Annotated in this window: 25 protein-coding genes; 9 read left to right on the top strand and 16 right to left on the bottom strand. The window is 71.4% G+C overall.

What is annotated here, in order from left to right; genetic code table 11:
• Window position 1 precedes the first annotated feature (1 nt).
• From aztD to aztB, 4 genes are all read right to left on the bottom strand, one after another.
• Window positions 2-1,189, bottom strand: coding sequence for a zinc metallochaperone AztD (gene aztD / locus ACWGKS_RS08885; RefSeq protein WP_358506191.1), 1,188 nt, complete (start codon window positions 1,187-1,189; stop codon window positions 2-4).
• Between the two features lie 75 nt (window positions 1,190-1,264).
• The gene (gene aztC, locus ACWGKS_RS08880; RefSeq protein WP_452522309.1) at window positions 1,265-2,128 is read right to left on the bottom strand and encodes a zinc ABC transporter substrate-binding protein AztC; all 864 of its coding nucleotides are present in this window, start codon (window positions 2,126-2,128) and stop codon (window positions 1,265-1,267) included.
• 59 nt (window positions 2,129-2,187) lie between these two features.
• On the bottom strand, window positions 2,188-3,372 hold the full coding sequence (locus tag ACWGKS_RS08875; RefSeq protein ID WP_358506188.1) for an ABC transporter: 1,185 nt from the start codon (window positions 3,370-3,372) through the stop codon (window positions 2,188-2,190).
• Window positions 3,369-4,265: a zinc ABC transporter permease AztB gene (gene aztB, locus ACWGKS_RS08870; protein WP_358506186.1), complete on the bottom strand. Its 897-nt coding sequence runs from the start codon at window positions 4,263-4,265 to the stop codon at window positions 3,369-3,371. The genes ACWGKS_RS08875 and aztB overlap by 4 nt, the downstream gene beginning before the upstream one ends.
• A 73-nt stretch (window positions 4,266-4,338) precedes the next feature.
• On the opposite strand from aztB, the gene aztA reads away from it, so the two are divergent.
• On the top strand, window positions 4,339-4,962 hold the full coding sequence (gene aztA, locus ACWGKS_RS08865; RefSeq protein ID WP_358506184.1) for a zinc ABC transporter ATP-binding protein AztA: 624 nt from the start codon (window positions 4,339-4,341) through the stop codon (window positions 4,960-4,962).
• 21 nt (window positions 4,963-4,983) lie between these two features.
• On the opposite strand, the gene ACWGKS_RS08860 is transcribed toward aztA, so the two are convergent.
• From ACWGKS_RS08860 to ACWGKS_RS08840, 5 genes are read right to left on the bottom strand one after another with little or no spacing between them, the layout of a single operon-like run.
• Window positions 4,984-5,817: an urea carboxylase-associated family protein gene (locus ACWGKS_RS08860; RefSeq protein WP_358506181.1), complete on the bottom strand. Its 834-nt coding sequence runs from the start codon at window positions 5,815-5,817 to the stop codon at window positions 4,984-4,986.
• A gap of 24 nt (window positions 5,818-5,841) precedes the next feature.
• Window positions 5,842-6,651, bottom strand: a complete 810-nt coding sequence (locus ACWGKS_RS08855; protein WP_452456727.1) for a carbohydrate ABC transporter permease — start codon at window positions 6,649-6,651, stop codon at window positions 5,842-5,844.
• An 11-nt stretch (window positions 6,652-6,662) separates the two neighbouring features.
• Complete coding sequence (locus ACWGKS_RS08850) at window positions 6,663-7,577, bottom strand: carbohydrate ABC transporter permease (RefSeq protein ID WP_358506177.1); 915 nt, start codon at window positions 7,575-7,577, stop codon at window positions 6,663-6,665.
• The gene (locus ACWGKS_RS08845) at window positions 7,570-8,928 is read right to left on the bottom strand and encodes an ABC transporter substrate-binding protein (protein WP_358506174.1); all 1,359 of its coding nucleotides are present in this window, start codon (window positions 8,926-8,928) and stop codon (window positions 7,570-7,572) included. Before ACWGKS_RS08845 ends, ACWGKS_RS08850 begins: the two co-directional genes overlap by 8 nt.
• A gap of 41 nt (window positions 8,929-8,969) precedes the next feature.
• Window positions 8,970-10,208 (bottom strand): ROK family transcriptional regulator, encoded by a 1,239-nt coding sequence (locus tag ACWGKS_RS08840; protein WP_358506171.1) that lies wholly within the window; start codon window positions 10,206-10,208, stop codon window positions 8,970-8,972.
• A 90-nt stretch (window positions 10,209-10,298) separates the two neighbouring features.
• On the opposite strand from ACWGKS_RS08840, the gene ACWGKS_RS08835 reads away from it, so the two are divergent.
• Together ACWGKS_RS08835 and ACWGKS_RS08830 are read left to right on the top strand one after the other, a co-directional pair.
• Window positions 10,299-12,476: an alpha-N-acetylglucosaminidase gene (locus ACWGKS_RS08835; protein ID WP_358506169.1), complete on the top strand. Its 2,178-nt coding sequence runs from the start codon at window positions 10,299-10,301 to the stop codon at window positions 12,474-12,476.
• A 38-nt stretch (window positions 12,477-12,514) separates the two neighbouring features.
• Window positions 12,515-13,411, top strand: coding sequence for an N-acetylglucosamine kinase (locus tag ACWGKS_RS08830; protein ID WP_452522224.1), 897 nt, complete (start codon window positions 12,515-12,517; stop codon window positions 13,409-13,411).
• On the opposite strand, the gene ACWGKS_RS08825 is transcribed toward ACWGKS_RS08830, so the two are convergent.
• Window positions 13,408-14,079 carry a lysophospholipid acyltransferase family protein gene (locus tag ACWGKS_RS08825; protein WP_358506163.1) on the bottom strand — a complete coding sequence of 224 codons (672 nt, stop codon included), beginning with the start codon at window positions 14,077-14,079 and terminating at the stop codon, window positions 13,408-13,410. The genes ACWGKS_RS08830 and ACWGKS_RS08825 overlap by 4 nt on opposite strands.
• Window positions 14,080-14,213: 134 nt before the next feature.
• Window positions 14,214-15,137 (bottom strand): threonine/serine dehydratase, encoded by a 924-nt coding sequence (locus tag ACWGKS_RS08820; RefSeq protein ID WP_358506160.1) that lies wholly within the window; start codon window positions 15,135-15,137, stop codon window positions 14,214-14,216.
• 103 nt (window positions 15,138-15,240) lie between these two features.
• Between ACWGKS_RS08820 and ACWGKS_RS08815 the strand changes: the two genes are divergently transcribed.
• On the top strand, window positions 15,241-16,182 hold the full coding sequence (locus ACWGKS_RS08815; RefSeq protein ID WP_358506157.1) for a LysR family transcriptional regulator: 942 nt from the start codon (window positions 15,241-15,243) through the stop codon (window positions 16,180-16,182).
• A gap of 63 nt (window positions 16,183-16,245) precedes the next feature.
• Window positions 16,246-16,662: a VOC family protein gene (locus ACWGKS_RS08810; protein ID WP_358506154.1), complete on the top strand. Its 417-nt coding sequence runs from the start codon at window positions 16,246-16,248 to the stop codon at window positions 16,660-16,662.
• A 5-nt stretch (window positions 16,663-16,667) separates the two neighbouring features.
• On the opposite strand, the gene ACWGKS_RS08805 is transcribed toward ACWGKS_RS08810, so the two are convergent.
• On the bottom strand, window positions 16,668-17,300 hold the full coding sequence (locus ACWGKS_RS08805) for a trimeric intracellular cation channel family protein (protein WP_358506151.1): 633 nt from the start codon (window positions 17,298-17,300) through the stop codon (window positions 16,668-16,670).
• Window positions 17,301-17,395: 95 nt separating this feature from the next.
• On the opposite strand from ACWGKS_RS08805, the gene ACWGKS_RS08800 reads away from it, so the two are divergent.
• Complete coding sequence (locus ACWGKS_RS08800; RefSeq protein ID WP_358506149.1) at window positions 17,396-18,325, top strand: ABC transporter ATP-binding protein; 930 nt, start codon at window positions 17,396-17,398, stop codon at window positions 18,323-18,325.
• A gap of 31 nt (window positions 18,326-18,356) precedes the next feature.
• Window positions 18,357-19,715, top strand: coding sequence for a dihydrolipoyl dehydrogenase family protein (locus tag ACWGKS_RS08795; protein ID WP_358506146.1), 1,359 nt, complete (start codon window positions 18,357-18,359; stop codon window positions 19,713-19,715).
• A gap of 18 nt (window positions 19,716-19,733) precedes the next feature.
• On the opposite strand, the gene ACWGKS_RS08790 is transcribed toward ACWGKS_RS08795, so the two are convergent.
• Both ACWGKS_RS08790 and ACWGKS_RS08785 read right to left on the bottom strand, forming a co-directional pair.
• Window positions 19,734-20,582: a siderophore-interacting protein gene (locus ACWGKS_RS08790; protein ID WP_358506143.1), complete on the bottom strand. Its 849-nt coding sequence runs from the start codon at window positions 20,580-20,582 to the stop codon at window positions 19,734-19,736.
• An 83-nt stretch (window positions 20,583-20,665) separates the two neighbouring features.
• Window positions 20,666-21,643: an N-acetylglucosamine kinase gene (locus ACWGKS_RS08785; RefSeq protein ID WP_358506222.1), complete on the bottom strand. Its 978-nt coding sequence runs from the start codon at window positions 21,641-21,643 to the stop codon at window positions 20,666-20,668.
• Between the two features lie 147 nt (window positions 21,644-21,790).
• Between ACWGKS_RS08785 and ACWGKS_RS08780 the strand changes: the two genes are divergently transcribed.
• Together ACWGKS_RS08780 and ACWGKS_RS08775 are read left to right on the top strand one after the other, a co-directional pair.
• Window positions 21,791-23,083, top strand: a complete 1,293-nt coding sequence (locus ACWGKS_RS08780) for a GNAT family N-acetyltransferase (protein ID WP_087103482.1) — start codon at window positions 21,791-21,793, stop codon at window positions 23,081-23,083.
• A gap of 165 nt (window positions 23,084-23,248) precedes the next feature.
• Window positions 23,249-23,704: a nitroreductase family deazaflavin-dependent oxidoreductase gene (locus ACWGKS_RS08775; protein ID WP_358506140.1), complete on the top strand. Its 456-nt coding sequence runs from the start codon at window positions 23,249-23,251 to the stop codon at window positions 23,702-23,704.
• A 12-nt stretch (window positions 23,705-23,716) separates the two neighbouring features.
• Here the strand turns inward: ACWGKS_RS08775 and ACWGKS_RS08770 are convergent, their stop codons facing one another.
• Both ACWGKS_RS08770 and ACWGKS_RS08765 read right to left on the bottom strand, forming a co-directional pair.
• Entirely contained in the window at window positions 23,717-24,049 is a 333-nt protein-coding gene (locus ACWGKS_RS08770) for an AtuA-related protein (protein WP_358506137.1), read from the bottom strand.
• Complete coding sequence (locus tag ACWGKS_RS08765; protein WP_358506134.1) at window positions 24,046-25,353, bottom strand: acyclic terpene utilization AtuA family protein; 1,308 nt, start codon at window positions 25,351-25,353, stop codon at window positions 24,046-24,048. Before ACWGKS_RS08765 ends, ACWGKS_RS08770 begins: the two co-directional genes overlap by 4 nt.
• Between the last annotated feature and the right edge of the window lie 12 nt (window positions 25,354-25,365).

Raw genomic sequence — 25,365 nt, 5'->3', positions numbered from 1 at the left:
ATCAGTGATCGACCCCGCTGAGCTCGTTGGGGGTCTGCTCCAGCGTCACCGAGGCGGTGACCTCACCATCGGCCAGGTCCACGGCGTGCACCTGGTCGGTGGCGGTGTCGGTCACGTAGGCGGTGCCACCGCGCACGAACAGGGCGGGACGGGGCTCCTGCCACTCCAGCGGCTCCTCCCAGGCGTCCATCAGGTCGATGCCGTCGGTGATCTCGGCCGATTCGGGGTCGATCACGTGCAACGTGCCGTCGGTGCCCAGGACCAGGGCCTCACCGTCCGGGCCACGGCCCAGGGAACGGAAGGTGTAGCTGGAGGGCAGGTCGACCAGATCCATGGAGGAGTCGGCGGTGTCGACGAGGGCGACCTGCTCGGGGCGTTCCAGCTCGGCGTCCGGGTCGGTCTTGTAGTCGCCCAGGACGATAGGGGAGTCCTCGGAGCCGGCCTGGTTGCCGATGCGCCCGTAGTCGTCCTCGCTGTCCACCTTGGTGAACTCGCCGTCCTGGTAGGTCAGGACACCGTCCTCGCAACCGATGACCACGGCCTCACCCTCGGCCGTGGTCTCCCCGTGCACGCCGGGGCACTCCTCGCTTCGGGCGACCTCTTCGTGGTTCTCGTCCAGGACGATGGCGCCGACACGTTCCTCCTCGTCGCCGAGGGTGACGAGCAGCTCCCCGTTCCCCAGTTCCACGGCCACGCCGTGGTGGGCCTCCTCGGTGGTGTAGGTGTCGAGGTCGGCGGGCGTTCCCTCGCCGAGCGCGTCGGTGTCGAAGGCGGTCACCTCACCGGTTCCGTCGGCGAACAGCACGGTGCGGCCCGCGTGCCGGACCACGTGCCCGGGGGTGTCCGCGGCGAAGACCGTGTCGGTCAGCCGCGCGCCGACGGCGTCCAGGACCTGGAAGCCCTCGGAGGTGGAGACGAACACGTGCTGCTCGTCCCCGGCGGGGTTGAGGCGGTTGAACCCCTCCAGTTCGATGTCCTCGATGACCTCCAGGGTTTGGCCGTCCAGGACGTAGAGGCCACCGTCGTAGGTGGTGACGATCGGTTCGTTCACCGAGACGCCGGTCTCGTCGGAGGTCTCCGCTCCGGCCTCGGAGGCGGCGTCGTCGTCGGTGCCGCAGGCGGTCAGCAACAGCCCCGCGCAGAGCAGGACGGGTAGTGCGACCCGGCGTCGGTGGTGTGGTGTGCGCATGGTTCTCTTTCGGTTCTCGGTGTGGGAGAAAACGGCCGTGGCGGGAGACCACGACGAGGGGACCCGGAGTTCGGGTCAGTCGCCGCCGAGTCCGGCGGCGATGGCTTCGGTGTTGGCGCGCATCATCTCCAGGTAGGTGGCGGCGCCCCCGCCCTCCTCGGTGAGGGATTCGGAGTAGAGCGGGACGACCTCGATCTCCACCCCCGCCTCCTCGGCCATGACGGTGGCCAGCCGGTCGGGTTGGGAGGAGTCGGCGAAGACGGCCGAGACACCTGCTTCGGCGACGGCGTCGGAGAGGTCCTTGAGGTCGGAGGTGCTGGGCGAGGCCAGGGTCGTGCCGCTGGGGATGACCGCGCCGATGACCTCGAAGTCGTAGCGGTCGGCGAGGTAGCCGAAGACGTGGTGGTTGGTCACGAGCCGGCGGTCCTCGTCCGGCAGGGCGGCGAACTCCTCGCCCATCCACGCGTCGAGTTCCCGGACCCGGGCGGTGTAGGCCTCGGCGTTGGCGCGCACGGTGTCGGCGTCGGCCCCGTCGACCTCCTCGACCACGTGTTCGGTGATCAGGTCCACCGCCATGAGCACACGGGCCGGGTCGGTCCAAAAGTGCGGGTCGGGCTCGCCCTCGCTCTCGTCGGAGGTGTAGGGGAGGGGGTCGACGTTCGCGCCGACCTCCAGGGCGGGCACGCCCGCCTCCTCCGCGGCGGCGACGTTGCGCGCGATCCCCTCCTCCAGACCGAGACCGTTGTGCACGACCAGGTCGGCGTTCTCCAGCCTCGCGGCCTCCTGGGCGGAGATTCCGAACGAGTGCGGGTCGGCGTTGGGTTTCATCAGTACGGTCACCTCGGCCTGGTCGCCGACGATCTCCCGGGTGATGTCGCCGAGGATGTTGGTGGTCACCACGATTCCCTCACCGCCGTCGTCGGCGGAGCAGGCGCCCAGCGCGACGACGAGTCCGGTGACGGTGAGCGCGGCCAAAGCCTTGCGGGGACGCACGTCGATCACCGTCCCGTCTCGACCATGAGGTGCGGCGCGATGTCCACCTCGAAGGTGCGGGCCGTGCGAAGGTCGTCGTTGTAGTCGATCTCGTGGACCAGACCGGCCTCGGCGTCGTTGACGTAGGCGCGGGAGGTGTCCACCTGGAGCGTGGGTGGATGTTCGGCGTCGACGGTCGCCACCAGCGATGTTCGGGCGATCTCCTCCCCGGTCTCGGGGTCGAGGGAGTGCAGGGCGCCCTCACCGTCCAGGGCCAGAACGGGCATCCCCTCGCCGACCGCGGTGACGGCGATCGTGTCGTCGAGGTCGAGGGCGCGCCACTGGGCCGCGGCCAGGTCCAGGACCCACGGGTCGCCATCGGTGGACAGCGCGGCCAGGACCGCCGATCCGGGGCGGTGATGGAAGGAGTCGACGCGCCCGGTCCCCGGGTAGGACAGGAGGGACGCTTCGAGGGCGTCGTCCTCCTCGGTCAGGTGCAGGGCGCCCTCGGCGCAGCCCACGACCAGGCCGCGGCGGGTGACGGCCGCCCCTCGGGGGTCGGCGCAGGTCTCGTCCAACGTCTGGGCGGACCCTCCGTCCCTGTCCAGGGACCGGACCGCGCCGTCGTCGTCCACGGCGACCAGGCCACCGCCGAACGGCAGGGCGAGCGACGTTTCCTCGGAGGTCGGGTCGACGGCGGAGACCGTTCCGTCCTCCAACCCCTCCCGTTCCAGGACCAGGGAGGTACCCGCCTCATCGATGACCGAGGTGAGCACGGTGTCGGTGACGACCGAGGAGGTGGTGACCCCGTCCAGGGCGCCGACCGGCCCGGTGCCGGTCCGGTAGTAGTGGTTGTGATCGCCGTGGTCGACCGTCCATACCCCGCTGTCGAACACCTCTGTCATCCCATCACCGGATGAGTTGAGGTAGGCGAATCGGCCATCCCCGGCGATGCCGTCCGCTCCGGGGACGGTGCCGAGTTCGCTGGTCTCCTCGGTGATCAGGTCCACCAGCCGCACCTCGCCGCTGTCGGCGTCGGCCAGGACCAGCCGGGACTGCGGTTCGGCGGCCTCCTCGGCCCCTTCGACGTAGCCGTGGGGTGTTTCCTCGGCCTCGGGCGCCTCGTCCCGGGGCGGTTCTCCGGCGCAGCCGGCCAGGAGCAGGGCGCACAGCCCCACGGCTGCGGCCTTCGCTGTGGTCAGGGGTCTCACGGGGTCATCGACCTCTCTTCGAGTCGAGGGTGGGAAGGGGACGTGGCGGAGGGGGTCGTGGGGCGCTCTCGTCGCGTGAGTCGAGAACGCAGGGCCGAGAGCGCCACCGAGACGAAGAAGAACGCCACGGCGGTCGCCGCGATGCTCGCCCCGGCCGCGGTCTCCCAATGCCAGGAGGCCAACAGCCCGACGAAGGTCGAGGCGACGCCGATCAGGGCGGCGGCGCACATGATCGTCGGCACGCTCCTGGCCCACAGCACGGCCGCCGCGGGCGGCGCGATCAGGAGGCCGAACACCAACAGGGTGCCGACCACGTGGAAGGAGGCGACCACGGCCAGGGTGACCAGGGCGAGCATCGCGGCGTGGGCCGCGCGCGGGGCCAGCCCCAGGGTGTGCGCCTTGCGGGGGTCGAACGCCAGGGCCATGAACGCCCGGTGCCCCACGATCGCCACCACCAGCGCCACCAGCAGACAGATCCCCAGGTGCCACAGGTCGCGTTCGCGTACCGCCAGTACGTCACCGAAGAGGAGCCCGGTGAGGTCGACGGCGAACGTGGCCGAGTGGGAGACCAGGATGACGCCGAGGGAGAGCATGCCGACGAACAACAGTCCGATGCTCGTGTCCTGCGACAGCCGCGGGGAGCGGTTCAACAGGGTGACCCCCGCGGCCATGGCCCCGGCCGCCAGGGCGGCGCCCAGGAACAGGCTCTGACCGAGCAGGGCGGCCAGGGCCACCCCGGGAAGCATGCCGTGCGACATCGCGTCCCCGAGGAAGGCCATTCCCCGCAGGACGACCCACGTTCCCGCGATCGCGCAGATGAGGGAGACGAGGGCGCCGCCCCACAGCGCCCGCTGGACGAAGGTGACCCCGAACGGATCGATCAGTGCTTCCATGATGGGACACTCTACAACGATAACCATTATCGTTTTAACATCGGGTCGAATGAGGGGAAGGCGGAGGAAGCGGATGAACCACACCGAGTTGCGGAACGTTCACGCGGGGTACGGGCGTGAGGACGTGCTGAAGGGGGTCGACGCGCACATCCCCCAAGGCCGGGTCACCGCGCTGGTGGGGGCCAACGGCGCGGGCAAGTCCACCTTGCTCGCGGTTTTGGCGGGCATCCTCAGGCCGCGCGGCGGTGAGATCGTCCGGGCCACGCGTGCCCGTCCCGCCTTCGTGGTCCAGCGCAGTGCGGTGTCCGACACGTTGCCGCTCACGGTGCGCGACGCCGTCGCCATGGGGCGCTGGGCCCATCAAGGCCTGTGGCGGCCACCGACCCGACACGACCGCGCGGTGGTGGAAGGGGCGATGGAGCGGGTCGGTATCGCCGACCTGTCCGGTCGCCAACTGGGAGAGATCTCCGGGGGCCAGCGCCAGCGCGCCCTCATCGCCCAAGGACTGGCCCAGGAGGCGGACCTACTGCTGTTGGACGAGCCCTCCGCCGGCCTGGACCGTGGGGCCAGGGAACGGATCGCGCGGGTGATCGCCTCGCTGCGGGGCGAGACCACCATCGTGCACGCCACCCACTTCCCGGACGAGGCCGCGGGCGCCGACCACCGTCTCACCCTGGACGAGGGCCGGGTGGCGTAGGCGGACCGGGCCCCGGTCCCCTCAGCCCTGGAAGCGCAACCCGTGCGCGCCCCGGTAGGCGGCCGGCTCCGGCTCGCTCCAGCCCTCCAACAACTCTGGAGCGAGCCGGTACACCTCCACGGCCAAGGGGCGGCACACGTCGATCGGGTCCCGCGCGTCCGGACCCCACAACGGCACCGACAGGTCCCCGCCCGGACACGTCGACAGCGCGCACAACAGGTCCTGTTCGGCGAAGAACTCCAGGAAGTCACCGGGACGGGCGGGCGAGGCCTTCATGAAGTAACGGTCCTCGTCGTTGAGCCCGGTGCACTGGAAGACGTTGAGCACGTCGTGCACGTCGAACTCGGTCAACCCGTGCGGCAGTACCGCCCGGGTCAGGTTCGAGTGGCAGTGCAGGTCGAAGTCCTCGCCGGTGAGCATCCGGTTGACGTACGGATCGCAGCGGGTGCCCAACAGGTCGTGCACGCGCCCGCCGTCGGCGTCGGTGCCGTACCACGCCAGGCTGTCGGCGGTGATGGTGACCAGCGGCCGCAGGTAGGGCAGCGTGGACCAGAGCCGGTCGTGGGTGGACACATGGGCGCTCTGCAATTGCCGGGTGCGCGAGGCCCACAGGCGCTCCCGGGGATTGTGCGTGTTCCACACGTTCAGGTCGCCCACCTGCGGGCCCTCGGGGGTCAGGATCCGGAACAGGTGACCGGCGGGCACCCGCCAGGCCCGGCCCGAACGGATCGGGATCGTGAACCGCTCCACCGGGACACGGCCGTCGGTGTGCGTGGCCAATCGGTCGTAGAAGGCGGTGTCGACGTCGAGGGCGCCGCCCGCAACGGCTCGGTAGGCGGCTTCCGGTGAACCCATGGGACTCCGTTCGTTGGTGTTCCTTCAGGCCTTGACCGCTCCTTGGGTGAGGCCGTTGACGAAGCTGCGCTGGAAGAGGAGGTAGACCACGACGATGGGGGCGATCACGATCAGGCTCGCCGCGGACAACAAGGGAATGTCGGTGCCGTACTGGCCCACGAACAACCCCAGCCCGGTGGGCGCGGTGCGCAGGTCCGGGTCCTGCATCATCACCAACACCAACAGGAACTGGTTCCACGACCACATGAACACCAGCACCGCCAGGGTGGTGATGGCCGGCCACGAGATCGGCAGCAGTACCCGGGCCAGCACGGTGTGGTCGCGCGCCCCGTCCACCCGGGCGGCCTCCACCAGCTCCCGGGGCACCGAGGCGAAGTGCGACTGCATCCAGTACACGCCGAAGGGTAGGAACAGGGCGATCTCGGCCAGGATCACCCCGGTGTAGGAGTTGGTCAGCCCCACCTCACGCATGTTGAAGTACAGGGCGATGACCAGCAGTTCCACCGGCAGGGTCAGGCCCAGCACGAAGGCCAGGGAGATACCCTTGCCACCCCACACACCCAGGATGGACAGCGCGTACCCGGCCAGCGTCGCGAAACACACCGTCAAGGGCACCACGAAGACGGCGATGACGAAGCTGGACCACATCAGTCGGCCGAAGTCGCCGCTCTGCCAGGCGAGCGCGAAGTTGGACCAGGACCACTCACTCGGCAGGGAGAACGCGCCGACCTGCCCACCGGCCGGGTGCACCGAGGCCAGCGCGATCCCGACGAAGGGCGCCAGCACCAACACCGCCAGGGTGCTCAGCAGCCCGTACCGCAGCGCGGTCGTCATCGCCGAACGGTTCACTTCGCCTCCCGGGTGAGTAGACGGATCACGCTCACCAGCACGATGACCAGCAGCGTCAGCACCACCGCCAGCGCGCTCGCCCCGCCGATGGTGCCCTCGTTGAACGCCAACCGGTACACCAAAAGGGCCGGCACGTTGGTCTGTCCGGCCGGTCCGCCGTTGGTGGTGACGAACACCAGGTCGAAGGAGGCCAGGGCGGCGATGGTGGTGATGACCGCGGCGATGCCGACCTCGCGGCGCAGCCCGGGCAGGGTGACGTAGACGAACCGGCGCAAGGGGCCGGCGCCGTCGATGGCGGCGGCCTCGTTCAGGGAGGGGTCGATGCGTTGGGCCCCGCTCATGAACAGGACCATGCACAGTCCGCTCATGCACCAGGTGCCGATCAGGCCCAGGGCGATGAGCGCGAAGTGGTAGTCGCCCAGCCAGGCGCGGGTGATGGCGCCCAGCCCGATGGTTTCCAGGGCCCGGTTGATCATGCCTTCGTCGCTGTAGAGCCAGCGCCAGGTGATGCCGACCGCGACCAGTGGCAGGACCTGGGGCAGGAAGAACACGGTGCGGAAGAACGTCATCCCGGTGCGTACCCGGCCCAGCAGTAGTCCGGTGAGAAGTAGCCCGATCGCGATGGGGATGAGTGAGAAGAACACGATGAGGATCAGGCCGTTGAGGATGGCCTGGGCCAGCAGTGGTTCGGTGAGTACCCGGGTGTAGTTGGCCAGGCCCGCCCAGGTGGGTGGTGCCACCCCGTCCCAGTCCAGGAAGGAGAACCACACGGTGCTGGCCGCGGAGTAGATCGCGAAACCGGCGTAGACGGCCAGCGCGGGCAACAGGTACAGCCAGGCGCGCAGGCGCGACCGCCCGGGGCGCCGGGCCCCGGCGGTCGCGTTCCCGCGCAGCAGCGCGCCACTAGCCATGGACGCGGTCCCACTCGGTCTGCAGATCGGACAGGAACGTCTCCTCGTCGGTTCTCCCGGCGATCAACCCCTGCACCCCAGGGGTGAGCTGGTCGATCATGCCGGGCGTGGCGAAATCGGGGAAGGGCACGATGCCGTCCTGCTCGGCGGCCGTCCCGTAGACGCCGTTGATCTCCTCCAGCACGCCGCCCTCCCCGGTGGAGGCGTCGGTGTCCACCGGCATGAACCCGGTGTCCAACTGGATCCGCGCGGCCTCCGGCGAGGACAGGTAGTCCAAGAACGCCGCTGCCACGTCCGGGTGTTCGGTGCCCGAGGAGACCGTGTAGGAGACGCTGGAACCGGAGGTCATCGGTGCCTGCTCCGGGTCCTCACCCGGCAGGAGGAAGAAACCCACGTCCTCGCCCAGGGCCTCCTCCATCTCGAACGCCGCCCAGTTGCCGATCATCAGGAAGGCGCTCTCACCGTTGCCGAAGGCGGCCTTTGCGTCGTCGTCGGAGGTGGCGTTGGCGCTCTCGGGTATGTATCCGGCGTCCACCCACCGAGTGAGGGTCTCGGTCGCCTTCATGGCCCCGTCGGTCTCGATGGTGGAGTCGGGAGCCCCGTGCACCCAGTCGCGGTAGGCCTCGTGGTCGCCGAAGGCGTTGAGCAGCGTGTTCCAGACCTGGAAGCCGCCCACCTCCAACCCGCCCACGCTGAACGGGGCGATGCCCTCCTCGTCCACCGCCGCCAGGGCGTCCTCGAACTCGTCGAAGGTCGCGGGCGGCTCCTCCACCCCCGCCTCCGCCAACAGTTCACGGTTGTAGAACACCCCCAGCATGGACAGCGCCCCCGGGACGGCGTAGAGACTTCCGGTGCCGAACCGGGTGGCGTCCTCGTCGGCGCGCAACGGCTCCAGGCTCGCCTCGGGGAAGGACTCCTCCCACCCGTAGGCCTCCACGTACGGTTCCAGGTCCATCACGTGCCCGCTCGGGATGAGCGAGCGCATCGCCCCCGGGTTGTACTGGGCGAGGTCGGGCGCCTCATCGGAGGACATCGACAACGTGACGGTCTTGACGTAGTCGGTGAACGGGGTCTGCTGCAGCTCGATGGAGACGTTGGGGTGCTGCTCGGTGAACCCCTCGACCAGCTCGGTGGAGGGCGGGTCGTCGGTGTAGGCCAAGGTCAGTTCGACCGGCTCGTCGGTGATGGTGGTGGACACGTCCTCGGGCACGTTGTCGCGTTCGCCGTTCCCGCTGGACAGGGTCGCGCACGAGGTGAGGAGCAGGACGGCCGTGGCACCGGCCGCGACCCGGATCAGAGGTCGGTCGATTCGTGAACGGATGGACAGTGGATCGGTGGACCTGGTGGACATGGTGTCCTCCGTGGTTGTCGGGTCTGCCGGGCCGGACCGGTTCAGCCGGTCGTCGAAGGGGGTCTCAGACGGGTGTGTTCGACCTGGTCGAGCGAGTGGCGCAGGGCGCCCTGGACCACGGCGTCCTCGCCCAGCCGGGACAACTCCAACGGGGGAGGGCCCAGGCGTTGGCGGCGCAGGTGGGCGCGCAGGGCCGCCAACAGCGCGGGACCGCACCGCGCCATGGGGCCGCCGACGACGACCACGTCGGGGTCGAGCAGGGCGCGGACCGCGCCGACGCCCTGGGCGAAGCGACGGGCGATCTCCTCCAGCGCCGTCAGGGCCGCGGGCGCTCCATCGACCACCGCGGCGACGACGGTGGCGGTCCGCGCCTGCGGTCGCGCCAGTCGGGCGAGCAGGGCGTGGTCGCCGCGCTCACGAGCGGCCTCGCGGACCAGGCCGGCGAACGCGCCGGTACCGGCCCAGGCCTCGAACGCGCCCAGAAGGGTGTCGCCTTCTCCCCGGGCGGGCTCGGGCGCGTCGGTGAACAGGTCGAGGTAGCCCAGGTCCCCGGCGTCGTTGGCGGCGCCACGATGCAGCGCACCCGCCACGACGATGCCCGCGCCCACCCGCTCGCCCCAGTGGATCAACACCATGGAGCGGTGTCCGGCGCCGTGCCAGAGTTCGCCCACGGTGGCGAGCTTGACGTCGTTGTCCAGGTAGACCTCGCAACCGGCCGCCTCACCCAGCGCCCGGATCAGCGCGTCGCCGGTGACACCGGGCATGCTGGGCGCGAATCGCACCCGTGCGGTGGCGGGGTCGACTATGCCGGGCACACCGATCGAGGCGTGCCACACCCCGCCGGCCTCGATCCGTGCCTCGGCCAGGACCCGGTGCGTGGCCTCGGTCAGCGCCCGCGCCACGACCTCGGAGTCGACCTCCTCGAACCCGGGCGGTGATGTGTGGTGGGCGGCCACGATCGCGCCCGACAGGTCGGCCAGACCCACCCGGATCCCCTCGGGGGAGACCGACGCGCCCACCACGTGTGCGGCCTCGGCGCGGAACCGCACCCGCTGGGCGGGCCGGCCCGAACCGGCCCCCGAGCGCATCGGGGCCAGGAACTCCACCAGGCCGGCCTCGCTCAGGTCGGACAACGAACGCGACACCGCCTGCCGGGACAGCCCCGTCCGTCGGGCCAGCTCGGGGGCACTGGTGTGCTCGACCGTGCGCAGCAGGGTGAGCACGGCGGTCGTGTTGACCTCGCGCATGTACCGCGTGCCCGCTGCGACCGGCACGTCCACGTGCCCCCGCCCCTTTCCACCCTTGCCCGTCGGTGAATTAGGTATGTACCGTACGTAACTCCCGAGCATCCCGGCAAGAGGGGCGATCCGATGGCCGACACTCCGAAGGACCCGCCCATTTGGGGCGAATCCGTGGACGCGCTGGCCCACCGGGTCCTGGGCCGATCACACCGTCCGATCGACTTTCGTGAGCGCCCCGGTGCGAAGCGTTCCTTCACCTACCACGTCGAGGGGGGAGCGCTCACGATCGAGGCGACCGACGCGGTGGCCGCCGCCGTGGCCCTGCACACCTACCTGCGCCGTGAGTGCGGACGCTCGGTCACCTGGGACACCCCGCTGCCGCTGCGGGTCGACCACCCCGAACGGGTACGACCCGTACACGGCACCGCCGAGGTCGACCAGGGCTACTACCTGAACTTCTGCACCACCGGGTACACCAGTGCCTACTGGGACTGGGACGACTGGGAACGCGAGATCGACTGGATGGCGCTGCACGGCGTCACCATGCCGCTGACCGTCGTGGGCCACGAGGCCGTCCTGTTCGAGACCTACACCCGCCGTGGCCTGGAACCGGATCGGGTGCGGGCCTTCCTGGGCGGCCCCGGCTACCTGCCCTGGCAGTACATGGGCAACCTGGACGGCTTCGCCGGCCCCCTGCCCGCCTCATGGATCGACGGCCATCGGGACCTGGGACTGCGCATCCTGCGGCGCCAACGCGCCCTGGGCATGACCCCGGTGCTGCCCGGGTTCACCGGACACGTGCCGGCCGAACTGGCCCCCGACCGGACCCGCGCCCGCACCTGGCACGGCCTGACCACCCACGTCCTGGACCCCGCCGACCCCCGCTACCCCGAGCTCGCCGCCGACATCGTGCGCGTCCAACGGGAACTGTTCGGCACCGACCACCTCTACGCCATCGACCCGTTCATCGAGATGGTCCCGGTCGACGCGGACCCCGGATTCCCGGCGCGGCTGGCCCGCGCCACCCTGGACGGGCTCACCAGCGCCGACCCCCACGCCGTGTGGGCGCTACAGACCTGGCCGTTCTCCTACCAGAGCCGGTTCTGGAGCTCCGAACGCGTCACCGCCTTCCTTGAGGCCATCCCGGACGAACGCCTGCACCTGCTCGACCTGTGGGCCGAACACGACCCCCAGTGGAGCCGCTTCGACGCCTTCGGCGGCACCCCCTGGACCTGGTGCGCCCTGCTCAACTTCGGTGGACGCAGCGAACCCATCGCCGACCTGCAGGGCGCCGTGGACCGCGTCGGCGAGGCCAAACGGGCCGAGTACCCGCCGACCGGCATCGGCCTGTCCATGGAGGGCACCCGCAACAACCCGGCGTTCTTCGAACTGGTCGCCGACCAGATCTGGTGGCGGACCGAGGACGTGGCCACCGACTGGCTGCCCGACTTCGTACGGCAACGCTACGGCTCCGACGACCCCGCCCTGCTGTCCGGCTGGCGGGGGCTGGCGGAGACCGTCCTGGGCGCCTCGGGGGCGCGGATCTTCCCCGAACAGTTCAACGGGGTCCTCACCCGGCGCCCCGACTTCGCCGACCTGGCCGCACCCGAACGGCATCGAGCCGAGGTCGAAGGCCTGGTCTGGTACCCCTGGCCACGCCTGTCGCGGGCCTGGGCGGACCTGGTCGGCGCGGCCGAGACCGACCGGGCCCTGGCCGAGGGGCCCTTGGCGCACGACCTGGTCGACGTGGCCATGGCGGTGCTCTCCCGGACCGCCGACCGCCACCACCTGGAGCTGGTCGAACACGCGGCCCGGTACCGGGAGGTCCCCGAGGATCTGCTCGGCCGGTTCCTACGGGTGTTCGACGACCTGGACGCTCTGCTGGACACCCGGCCCGAGTACCGTTTCGCCACCTGGGAGGCCAAGGCCACCTCCTGGGCCACCAGTACCGAGGATCATCGTGTGCTGGCCGACAACGCCCGCCGCGTCCTCACCGTCTGGATCAACCTGGACAACCTGCGGCTGGACGACTACGCCGCGCGCCTGTGGTCGGGCCTGGTCGGCGGCCACTACCGCGTGCGCTGGGAGCTGTGGGGAGGGCTCCTGCCCCAGGCCCTGACCGAACCCGAGCGGGCCGCCGCCCGCCTGACCGATCGCCTCAGCGACCACGCCGACCGGTTCCTGCGGCACGGACCCCCGGCCCGGCCCGCGCCCACCGAGGGCACCCTCGCCCTCTCCCGTCGACTCCTGGACCACTACGGCGCCGACCGCGACGGCGGCGGTTCGATCGGGGGACGGGTCGGGTGAGATGCGCCGGTATCGACGTGGGCGGCAGAGGGATCCGTGTGCTCGTCCACGACGGCGACCGCAAGGTCCGCTCCGGAGAGGACGTTCCGGCGCCCCGAGGGGAGAGGGGGCTGGACCTGGACAGGTTGGCCGCACGCCTGTCCACGCTCCTGACCCGGGCCGCCCCGGTGTTCGACCGGGTGGCCATCGGCATGACCGGCCTGCCCGATCTGGTCCCCGACCCCGGTGAGTTGGTCCGAGGCCTGCGGGGGCGAGTACCGGTGGGCACCGTGGTGCTCGCCGGGGACTCGGTGACCACCCATGTCGGAGCCCTGGGCGGCCGGCCCGGCGTGGTGGTCGCGGCCGGCACCGGCGCGGTCGCGCTCGGCACGGACCTGGAACGCACCTGGAGCCGCGCCGACGGGTGGGGGATCCTGCTCGGCGACCATGGTGGGGGAGCCTGGGTGGGACGGGAGGGACTCCAGGCCGCGTTGCGTGCCCACGACGGCCGACGCGGTGGTTCGTCGACTTTGTCGAGCCACCTCACCGCACGCTTTGGCAGCGTGAGCGCGCTGGAACACCGGGTCTACGCGGCCTCGGCGGCGGACGCCGCCACCGTCCTGGCCGGCTTCGCCCCCGACGTGGCCGCCGCCGCGCGAAGCGGGGACGTCGTGGCCCGAAGGATCTGGCAGGAGGCGGGCACGCACCTGGGCCGGGCCGCCGTGGCGGCCGCCGCACCCGGGCTGGCTCGGCGCCTATCCTGGGGCGGCGGGCTCTTCTCGGTGGGCGAGACCGTGTTGGGGCCGATGCGCGCCGAGGTGCTGCGTCGCATGCCCGAGACCGAGTTCGCGACCCCCGAGGGAGGGTCGGTCGAGGGCGCGCTCACCCTGGCGCTCACCCCGCCGATCCCGCACCCGCCCCACCTGTACGTCTTCGATGGGCCGGCGGGTGCCTAGTCGCCGGCGTCGTGTTCGTTGTAGGTGCCGGCGCGCTCCTGGCCGGTGAGGTCGCCGATGGAGTCCATGATCCGGTCGGTGATGACCCGACGGGCCTTGCCCGGGGCCAGGTGATCGAACCCGGTGGAGAAGTCCAACGGCTCGCCGAACCGCACGGTGAACCGGCGCGGGCGCGGCATGTTCGCACCGATCGGCTGCACCTCCTGGGTACCGCTGAGCCCGACCGGCACGACCACGGCCTTGGACTCCAACGCCAGGTGCGCCACTCCGGTGCGGCCCCGGTACAGACGCCCGTCCCGCGAGCGGGTGCCCTCGGGGTAGACCACGCAGGCCTCCCCGTCGTTGAGCCGGCCCAACATCATCTCCAGCGACATCATGGCGTCGCGTGCGTTGCCTCGGCGGACCGGCATGGCGCCCAGCGCGCCGAACATCGTCTTGGTGAGACGACCCTTGACCCCGGGGGTCTCGAAGTAGTCCGACTTGGCCAGGAACCGGACCCGACGCTGGGTGACCGACAACGGTATGACGACGCTGTCCACGAACGACAGGTGGTTGCCGGCCAGGATCACCGGCCCGGTGGCGGGGACGTTGTCACGGCCCTCGATGGTCGGGCGGCACAGGGTCCGGGCGAGGACCGCAGCGGTCTGCCGCAACGCACCGTAGAGCACGTGTGTTCTCCCTAGTCATGGGGTCGGACGCCGTGAGCGAGGGACGGCCGAACCCAATGTAAGGGTGACCGATGGGTAATGAAACGCGCGCGCTCGAAAGAGTGCTCCAGGTCACCCACCGGCCATCGTGGTGTTCAGCCGATCGGTCGCCAGTCGGCGTTGGCCCCGCACACCACCAGGCACGGGTTCTCGCCCGGGACCCGTCCGGCCAGCCAGGCGGCGAAGGGCACCGCGGCGGCCGGTTCGGTGGCGATGCGGAATTCCTCCCACAGGCGGGTCTGCGCGCTGATGATCTCGGCGTCGGAGACCAACGCCGGGGTGATGGGTTCGGCGCGCAACACCTCGAAGGGCACCCGCCCCAGGGTGGAGGCGCCCAGGGCGGAGGAGGCCACCGACTCCACCGGGGTGCTCACCGGCTCCCCGGCGGCCAACGCCGCGTGCATGCTCTGGCAGCCCTGCGGCTCCACGCCCACCACACGACGGCCGCCCGCGCCCAGGCGCACCCCCGCGGCCAATCCGCCTCCGCCCACGGCCACCACGATCGAGTCGCAGTCGGGCACGTCGTCGACCACCTCCAGACCGATGGTGCCCTGTCCGGCCACCACCAGGGCGTCGTCGAAGGCGTGCAGGTAGCGTGCCCCCTCGGAGTCGGCCCGCTCGCGGGCGGCCTCGGCGGCCACCGCGTAGTGCTCGCCGAGCCGGACGATCTCGGCGCCGGTGGCCTCCAGCGGTGCGGCCTTGGCCTCGGGGATCGTCTCGGGCACGTACACCGTGGCCCGCACGCCCAGGATGCTCGCGGCGGTGGCCACCCCCAGACCGTGGTTGCCGCCAGAGGCGGTGATGACCCGGTCGGTGGGTTCGCCGCCCAGAAGCGCGTTGAGCGCCCCGCGGAGCTTGAAGGCCCCGGTGCGCTGGAGGTGCTCCAACTTGAGGGTGAGGGGACGTCCGTCCAGTTCGGTGCGCATCACCGGAGTGCGCCGGGCGTGCGGGGCGATGCGTTCGGCGGCTGCACGGACGTCGGTGGCCGTGGGTACTGCGGGCGCGGTCATGGTGCTCATGTTCCCACTCTGTCGCTACCGGCGGTTAACTTAAAGTTGGGTCTGCTAAAGATCATTAAGCACAACTTTGTGTCAACTTTTGTCTGAGCGCGAGGAGGGCCGGATGCTGGACGCCAACCGGGTGCGGATCCTGGTGGAGATCGCGCACGCCGGATCGATCACGGCCGCCGCCCAACGGCTCTCCTTCACCCCGCCCGCCCTGTCCCAACAGCTCACCAAACTCGAACGCGAACTCGGCTGCCGCCTGGTCGAACGGGGCCGCACCGGCGCCACCCTCACCCGGGCCGGACAGGTCCTGCTCGAACACGGCGAGCGCGTCCTGGGGGAGTTGCGCGACGCCGAGGCGGCAGTGCGCGAGGCCGCCGGACAACGCCCCGACCGGCTCTCCCTCGGCGCCTTCGCCAGCGCCGGCAAGGTCCTGCTGCCCGAGACACTGGCGGTGTTCGGCCACGAACATCCCCACGTGCGACTGTCGCTGTCCGACATCGAACCACCCGGCGGCCACGACCTGGTCGCCTCCGGGGACCTGGACCTGCTCATCACCCACCGCTACCCCGGGGTGCCGCTGCCCCGCGCCGGTGGCCTGCGACGCGAACGCCTCCTGGTGGACCCGCTCATGGTGGTGGCCCCCGTCGGACACACCGTGGCCGACACCGAGATGAGCCTGTCCGAGTTGGCCGAGGAGGAGTGGATCTGCGGCGCCCCGGGCATCCACAACCGGGTGAGTCTGGACATCGCGGCGGCCGCCGCCGGGGTCCACCTCACCGTGGCCTACGAGACCCGCGACTACGAGGTGGCCCTGGCCCTGATCGAGGCCGGTGTGGGCATCGCGCTCATCCCCGGGAGCATCCTGGGCGCCGCCCGCGGCGGCGGGTGGGTGAGCCGACCCCTGCGCGGCGTGGACCTGGCCCGCGAGATCTACACCGTGCACCGCCGCCGCCCGCCCGAACCGGTCCCGGCCATGCTCGCCACCCTGCGCCGCGTCGCGGCCCGCACACCGCCCACCCGAGGAACCGCACCCGAAACCGACCTCGACACGCGATGAGTTCCACGCCGCGCGGGGGTCGGTACGGGTGACCATGTAATCCCCGAACGACCAGGAGCCATCGTGACCACACCCGCGGGTCTGCTCGTCCTCAGCCTTCCCATCGCCGACCGGATGAGCGCGATGGTGTTCTACCGCGACGCCTTCGGTTTCGAGCTCGTCGGCGAACCCGCCGAGGACGGGGTGCCCGAGCCCCTACAGTTCCGACTCAACGACCAGGCGCTGCTGATGTTGGTCCCCACCGGAGGGTTCGGCTGGGTCGTCGGGGACGGCCGTGAGATCGCCCGACCCGGAACCAGCGAGTGTCTGCTGAGCATGGCGGTCCCCACCGAGGACCACGTCGCACAGGTCGTGGACCGGGTCACCGAGGCGGGGGGTGAGGTCGTCACCCCGCCCCAACACCACCCGTGGGGTCACTCGGCGGTCTGCGCCGACCTGGACGGCCACCTGTGGCAGATCATCGTCGAACCCACCGGCTGAGGAGGCTACAAGGGCGGGGATCCGGGCGGCCTGGGCGCGTTCCAGCGGTAGCGCAGCGACATCATCCGCATACCGAAACACATCAGGGCGCCCACCACGGCCACCCACCAGGCCGCGAAGCCGAACAGGTTCCCGACGACCACGATCCCCGCGCCGAGCATCGCCGGGATCGCGTACAGGCGCGAGTTGGCGCTGAGCACCGTCGGCACCCGATTGAGCATCACGTCGCGCAGGGTACCGCCGCCCACCCCGGTGATCACCCCCAGGATCACCGCCTGCATCGGCCCGAACCCGTACTCCAGGGCCTTGGTCGATCCGATCACCGCGAACAGGCTCAGCCCCGCCGCGTCGAACAACAGGATGGGCTTGCTCAGGTGGGTGAGCTGGCGGTTGAGGAAGAACGCCAACGTCGCCCCCGTCAACGCGACCACCAGGTAACGCCAGTCCTGGAAGGTCGCGGGGGTGTCGCCCAACAGGACGTCGCGGATGATGCCGCCGCCGATGGCGGTCACCACCCCCAGGACCATCACCCCCACGATGTCGACCCGGGCGGAACGGATCGCCGTCAGGGCGCCGTCGAGGGCGAACGCGAAGACCCCGAGGAGGTCGAGGACGAGCAGAACATCGAACGAGGTCATGAGCGTGCGCCTGAGAGGCGGTTCCCTTCCGGACGCGAACCGAGTTGCCGACCGCGATTCCCCACCCTAATCCGCCGTGCTCTAGGGTGCGGCACATGTCGCAGCCCGAATCCTTGCTCCTCACCCGCCACGAAGACACCGCCGACGACCACGCGCCCCCGGTCGTACGCGCCGTCGACGTGGACTTCGTACGCGGCGGGAACCCGATCCTGCGCGGGATCTCCCTGACCGTCCGGGCCGGGGAGCACTGGGCGCTGCTGGGTGCCAACGGCGCCGGCAAGAGCACCCTGCTCGGTCTGCTGGGCGCGCTCTCCCACCCCACCCGCGGCACCGTGGAGGTGCTCGGCCACCGCCTGGGTCGGGTGGACCTGCGCGAACTGCGCTCCCACATCGGCCACGTCAATCCGAGGCACACCCCCGACGGGCCGCTGGCGCTGCGCGAGGTCGTGCTGACGGGCCTGTCCAACACCACCGCGTGGCCGCCCCGATGGACACCCGATACCGAAGAGGCCGACCGGGCCGAACACCTGATCGACCTGCTCGGGCTCGCCCACCGCGTCGACGCCCCCTGGACCACCCTGTCCCAGGGGGAGCGGGGACGCGCGCTCATCGCCCGCGCCCTGATGCCCGACCCGCGCCTGCTGCTGCTCGACGAACCCGCCACCGGCCTGGACGTGGCCGGACGCGAACAGCTCATCGAACGGATCGACACCCTCCAGTACACCTGTCCCGAGCCGGCCACGGTCCTGGTCACCCACCACCTGGAGGAGTTGCCGCCCGGCACCACGCACGCGCTGTTGCTGCGCGAGGGGACCCGCCAGGCCGCGGGCCCGGTCGAGGGGGTCCTGACCGGCGAAGGGATCGGCGCCTGCTTCGACCACCCGATCCGCCTCACCCGTGTGGACGGCCGTTGGGCCGTCCACAGCGCCCGCGCGATCCGCCGCCCCTGGCGGTTTCGCCCGCGCGGAGAGGAGAATCGCGTGTCGGTCTTCCCACCGACCCGGCTCGGAGGGAGCATCGGGTGAGACCACCGACCAGAGGGCGGAAACAGAGACCATGGAACACCTGGACGCGATCGTCATCGGCATGGGACCCGGGGGAGAGGTGGTGGCCGACAGGCTGCTCACCGAGGGACGCCGGGTGGGGGTGGTCGAACGCGAACTCATCGGCGGTGAATGCGGCTACTGGGCGTGCATCCCCACCAAGGTTCTGCTGCGCGCCCCCGAGGTGCGCGCGGAGGCCACCGAAGCGGCCGGGACCACCACTCCCGACCTGGACTGGTCGGCCCTGCGCGATCACCGCGACCAGATGATCCGCCACCTGGACGACTCCAAGCAGGTCGAGGGCTACCGCGAACGCGGCGCCCGGGTCCTGCGCGGCGTCGCCAGGGTGGTGGGCCGCGACCCCTGGCGGGTGGCGGTGGGCGAGACCGAGGTGACCGCCGACCACGTGGTGGTGGCCACCGGCTCCAGCGCGGTGCGCCCGCCGGTGGACGGACTGGACGACCTGGGTCCCGACCTGGTGTGGACCAACCGTGAGGCCACGACCCTCACCGAGATCCCGCCCCGCGCCCTGGTCATCGGTGGCAGCGCCGTCGGTGTCGAGTTGGGCGCCTTCCTGGCCGGGATGGGCACCAAGGTGACGATCGTCCAGCGCGGATCACGGCTGTTGGACCGCGAGGATCCGCGGCTGTGCGCCCTCATCACCGAACGGTTCGAGGCCGACGGTGTGGACGTGCGCACCGGTGCCCAGGTCGAGTCCGTGCGCCGGGATGGTGACGGTGTCCTGGCCACCCTCTCCGACGGCTCGAAGGTGCGCACCGACGTGGTGGTACTGGCCACCGGACGACGTCCCCGAGGAGACGAGCTCGGCCTGGCCGAACTGGGCGTGGAGATGGACGGGTCGGCGCTGCCCATCGACGAGCACTGTCGGGTGGCCCCGGGACTGTGGGCGGTGGGCGACGTCAACGCGCGCGCGATGTTCACCCACGTGGCCAAGTACCAGGGGCGGATCGCGGCCGACGGTGTCCTCGGCTCCCCGCGCACCGCCGACTACACGGCCGTGCCCCGCGTGGTCTTCTCCACCCCCGAGATCGCCGCCGTGGGCCTGACCGAGGAACAGGCGCGCGAGGCGGGCGTGGACGTGGTCACCTCCGAGGTCGACCTCACCGAGGCGCTGGCCCGTCCCTGGACCTACGCCACCGATCCGGTCGGCCACCTCGGGCTGGTCGCCGACCGCGAGCACGGGGTATTGGTGGGAGCCTGGGCGTTCGGGCCGCTGGCCGCGGAGTGGATCCACACCGCGGCCCTGGCGATCCGGATGAGGCTGCCGGTGGAGGCGCTGCGCGACTCCATCCCGCAGTTCCCCACCTTCAACGAGGGCTACCTGGCGGCCCTGGACGCGCTCGACGTGTGAGGCGCCCAGGGCAGGGGCTCAGCCCTGGAGCGCGGCGGCCTCCTCGGCCTCCACACTCTTGTTCCACTCGGCCTTGGAGGCCTGCCAGCCGTCCTCGTTACGGCCCAGCCTCCAGTACCCGGAGATCGAGAGCTGTTCCTTGGCCAGACCCAGCTCCACCCGCAGCATTCGGCGCAGGTCGCGTACGAAACCCGCCTCGCCGTGCACGAACGCGTGCACCCGGCCGTCGGGGAATTCCAGTTCCCGCACGGCCGGGACCAGCAACGATCCGGGGGTGGCGTCGCCGCGGTGCAGCCACCGCACGTGCACGTTCTCGCCCTCGGTGAGCTTCTGCTCCTCGGCGGTGTTCTCCACCTCCAGGAACACGTGCGCGATGGCGCCCTCGGGCAGGTGGTCCAGGGCGGCGGCGATGGCGGGAAGGGAGCTCTCGTCCCCGGCCAACAGGTGCCAGGCGGCCTCCGGGTCGGGGGCGTAGGCGCCGCCGGGGCCCAGGAAACGCAGCCGGTCCCCGTGGCGGGCACCGGCGGCCCACACCCCGGCCAACCCGAGGTCGCCGTGGTGGACGAAGTCGATGCTCATCTCACGCGCGGCCGGGTCCCAGGAACGCACGGTGTAGGTGCGGGTGACCGGCCACTGCTCCCGGGGCAGCTCGGCGCGCGCGGCCTCCAGGTCGAAGGTCTCGGGGTCCTGCGGGGTGGGCGCGGGGAACAGCAGCTTCACGTAGCTGTCGGTGGAGCCGTTGGTGTCGAAAGCGGCGAGTCCCTCACCGCCCAGTACGACCCGGATCATGTGCGGGGTCAGGCGCTCCACGCGCTCGACCCGACCGGTGTGTACGACCTGCTTCGGACGTGATGGCCGCTCCGACACGGCGCCCCCTCTCGCTCAGGTTAGGTGAACCTAACCAAGGACACCGTAGGCCACCACGACCGAACCGGGCAAACCGGCTTCCATCAGGTGGGAACCGTGAACGCGGTGTGCAATCGGGCGTCGTGCTCGTCGGCGCCGGCCCACAGCGCCGCCACCCAGGCCGCGCCGCCCGCGGTGCAGCCCGCTCCCAGCACCGGCGAGGCCGTGCCCAGGGTGAGCTTGTGCGTCAACGACTCACGCACCGGAGCGGATCGGGCCAGCACCCCGCCGGCCAACACCACCGGCGACCGTTCACCCGGAACACGCACCTGGTGCACCGACTGGGCCAGGTGACCGGCGGCCGCGTTCACGATCACCTGCGCGGCGGCGTCGCCCTGGTGGTGGGCCTCGGTGACCAGCGGCGCGAACTCGGCCAGGGCGATCGGCGGGCCGGCCGTCAGTGTCCGGGCGAAGTTGCGGGCGTGCTCCTCGGGCAGGTGGTCGGGCCCGTTGGGGCGCTGGCCGGGGATGACCCTCTTGGCGATGGAGCGCGCCAGGGGACTGAGCTCACCGCCGATCCCCAACTGCCGGGCGGTCTCTCGGGCCGCCTGATGCCCGATCCAGAACGCCGACCCCTCGTCGCCGATCAGCCACCCCATCCCGTCCGCCGACCGGGCGCGCCGTCGCCCCTCGATCCGGGTGGCGATCGCCCCGGTTCCGGCGATGAGGATGGTGCCGTCGCGTTCGGGCGTGCCCGAGGCGAAGGCCACCACGTCGTCACCGATGAAGCGCACGGCGCTCGGGGTCAGCCCCGCCTTGGTCATCGCCCGATCCATCCGGGCGCGGACGGCCTCCTCGCGCAGTCCGGACACCCCGGCCAGTCCGACGACGGTGGCGGCCACGGCCTCCCGGGCTCCGGTACCGGACCGGTCCAACGCGGTGCCGATCGCCTCGGTCAGTTGCTCCGCGGCCCTTTCGGGACCGTGGGTGTTGGGGTTGGCGCCCCCGGACCGGGCCTCGCCCCGCCGCTCACCGGTCAGGGTGGTCACCAGGGCACGGGTGGTGGTGCCCCCCGCGTCCACCCCTACGACCAGGGCGGGGGAGGAGGAGAGAGGATTTCGTCGTGTCGTCACGAACAGAGGGTGCCCCGACCCCGGCCCCCTTACTCGCCCGACCAGCGCCGGAAAAAGCGGTGGCCGTCATCTCCCGTGGCCTGATAGTCATCGACCATGACGAAGAACCAGCAGGCCGTACCCATGAACGGGGCCCCGCGCGCGTGGACCGTGCGCCACGGGGACCGCGACGACTTCGCCGAGGTGGCCCGGGTCGTCGGCCTGGCACTCCTGGCCGACGAGTCCCCGGAGTCCATGCTGGAGCGCATGCGGCCCCTGCACGACGCCGAGGGCTACGACCGGGTGCTGTACGCGGTGGACGACCGCGAGGGGCGTGAGGAAGTGGTCGGTTCCACCAACCACTTCCCCTACGAGATGACCCTGCCCGGCGGTCCCCGGGCGGTCGCCGGAGTGACCGGCGTGGGCGTGTGGCCCACCCACCGCCGCCAGGGCGTGCTCAGCTCCCTCATGCGCCGCCAGCTCACCGAGATCCACGAGTCCGGGGTCCACCACGCCGCCCTGTGGGCCTCCGAGGGTTCCATCTACGGACGCTTCGGCTATGGCCTGTCCGCCATCGAGACCTCGCTGACGGTCCACCGCCGCCACACCGTGCTGCGCGCCGACGCGCCGCGTGACCCGAACCTGCGCGTCATCCTGTCCGACCCCGAATCGGTCCGCGCGGACCTGGAACGCGTGCACCGCGAGGTCGCCGCCGTCCAACTGGGACAGTTCCAACGCTCCCAGGCGTGGTGGGACAAGCAATTGCGCGACGGCCCCAAGCAGCGCCGCGACCAGAGTCCGTTGATGGCCGTGGTGGTCTACGCCGGCCACGCCCCGCTCGGATACGCCTTGTACCGCGCCAAGGCCGACTGGGGGTCGGACGGGTCCCAGGGGCAGGTGCACGTCCTGGAGTTCACCGCCACCACCCCCACCGCCCGGGTGGCCCTGCTGGAACACCTGTTCAACCGGGACCTGACCGCCACGGTGACCTTCCACGAGCTGCCCGCCGACACCCCGATCCCGCACCTGTTGGTCGACCCCGAACGCGCCCGTCTCACCCCGCAGAACTCCCTGTGGGTGCGCCTGGTGGACGTGCCCGGCGCGCTGCGCGAACGCACCTACAAGGCGCCCTTCGAAACGGTCCTGGAGGTCACCGACCGCTACGCCCCCTGGAACGCCGGCCGCTGGCGGGTCAAGGCCGACACCGACGGCGCCCACGTGGAGGCCACCGAGGCCGCCGCCGACCTGGCCCTGGACGCCTCCCACCTGGGTGCGGCCCACCTGGGGCAGATCCCGCTCACCGGTTACCTGAACGCCGGCCTGATCACCGAGCACACCCCGGGCACCGTCGAGCGCCTGGACACCGCCCTGCACCGCACCGACGCGCCCTTCTGCGGCGTCGTCTTCTAAGAAGCGGGGAGGGATACGCGGACACCGCCCCGCACCGGGAACGGTCACCACCGCGCGGGGTGGGGTTCTGAGCGTCCGCCTCCCCCGGTGGGCATGTCGTGTCCCACCGCCGACGCGCACACGTGCCACCATCGGATCGGCCCGACCACCGACCCAGGGAGCGACATGACCAAGCAGATCCTCGAAGGCGAGTACCGGCCCAGCGCCTCCCAACGGACCAGGGACCAGGTGGAGCAGTACGAGCGCACCGGCGGCCGTGAGGCCAACACCCTCATGGACACCGGCATGCCCGTCATCATCCTCACCACCCGCGGCCGCAAGAGCGGCGACGTGCGCAAGACCGCCCTCATGCGGGTCGAACACGACGGCGAGTACGCCGTGATCGGCTCCGAGGGCGGCGCTCCCACCCACCCGGCCTGGGTGCACAACCTGCGCGCCGCCCCCGACGAGGTCGCCCTCCAGGACGGCCCCGAGCCCTTCGCCGCCCACGCCCGCGAGGTCGAGGGCGACGAACGGGGCCGCTGGTGGGACCGGGCCGTGGCCGCCTACCCGCCCTACGCCGACTACCAGAAGAAGACCGACCGCCACATCCCCGTCTTCGTTATCACCAAGGCCTCCTGAGCGGCCACCCCGTCAGGCCCGGTCCCGTTCCTCGGGGAACGGAACCCGGGCCGCCGAGAGCACCGACCCCAACGTCTTGCCGTGGGTGTCCGTGTGCGGGGACGTGGTCACCGTGTCATCGGACGCCCGCGCGCACACCACGATCAGGGCGTGCACGTCGTCCATACGGTGTACCTCCACCGGGCCGCGCACCCGATCGGACAACACCTCGCGCACCAGCTCCGGGGTCAGGCCCGCGCACAACACCGGGTACCAGCGCTCCTGCCGGGCGATGACCGCGATCGTGTTGAGGTTGCCCTTGTCCCCGGCCCTGGTGTGCGCGATCTCGCGCAGGACCACGCTCATACCGTTCCCTCCCCGACATAGGTGGTGCGGGGCTCGACCAGGTCGCGTCCCACCGTGGTCGACAGGATCCCGATCACCTCCGAGGCGCGGGTGCGGACCCCGCCGCCACCGGCCGGCCCGCACGTGTACAACGCGGTGACCTCCTCCTCCACGGCCTGGGCGATGGTCCGGTCCGCGCCCAGTCCCGCCACCCGCAGCCTGCACTCACCGACCTCGGCGGGGTCGTCCCCGCCACCGACGAGGTCCACCCGCACCGGAAGCAGTCCGCGCAACCGTTCGCGCACCACCTCACCGGCCAGCCGGGCACGCGCCCGAGCCCCGGGCCCGGCGTAGGAGATCTCGCCCTCGCCGCGAAAACCCGCCCAGTACCCCACGCTCACCTTGAGCCGCTCCGGCCGCGCACGGCCGCGCGCCCCCGACACCCGCACCCGGTCCGCTCCGACCTCCTCGGGCCGCACCCCGGTCAGGTCCAGGGTCACGTCCGGGGTCAGATAGGCGGTGGGGTCGGTGACCTCGTACGTCAGCTGCTCGGTCACGGTCCACCGGTCCACCCGCCCGCCCGTCCCGGGGAGCTTGGTGATCACCGCCGTACCGTCCCGGGAGACCTCGGCCAGCGGGAACCCCAGGTTCGCCAGGTCCGGGACGTCCTTGACACCCGGGTCGGCGAAGTAGCCGCCGGTGACCTGACCGGCGCACTCCAACAGGTGCCCCACCAGCGTTCCCGCCGCCATCGGCTCCTCGTCCCGAGGGTCCCACCCCAGGGAGTCCAGCAGCGGCGCCAGGAACAGGGAGGGGTCGGCGGCCCGCCCGGCGATGACGACGTCGGCGCCCCCGCGCAGCGCGGGCAGTAGGGCGTCGACCCCCAGATAGGCGTTGGCCGAGACCAACTCGCCGTGTTCCTCCAGAGGGCGGCCGTCCTCCCAGGCCGGCGCCGAAAGGTCGATCCGGTCCAGCACGTCGTCACCGGTGACCGCCGCGATCCTGGGCGACACACCCAGTTCGAGGGCCAGTTCGCGGGCCATGCGCGCGGCGCCGATCGGGTCGGCCGCCCCGGCGTTGGTCACCAACCGGGTGCCCCGGCGGGCCAGGGGCTCCAACAACGACGACAGGCGTCTGCGCAACAGCGGGTCGTGGCCGGGGCCGGAACCGTCGGTGGCGCGCAGGGACGCCAACGACACCGTCCTCTCGCCCAGGCACTCCAGGACCAGCGTGTCGAGCGCGCCGCGCTCCACCAGGTCGACGGCGGGTTCGAGGCGGTCGCCCGCGAACCCCGCCCCACAGCCGATACGGACGACTTCGGACACGTGCACTCCTTC

The sequence above is a fragment of the Nocardiopsis sp. NPDC055879 genome, from assembly GCF_053615935.1.
Note: the sequence above shows the minus strand (reverse complement) of the source record. Positions and strands in the feature narration are given on the sequence as shown.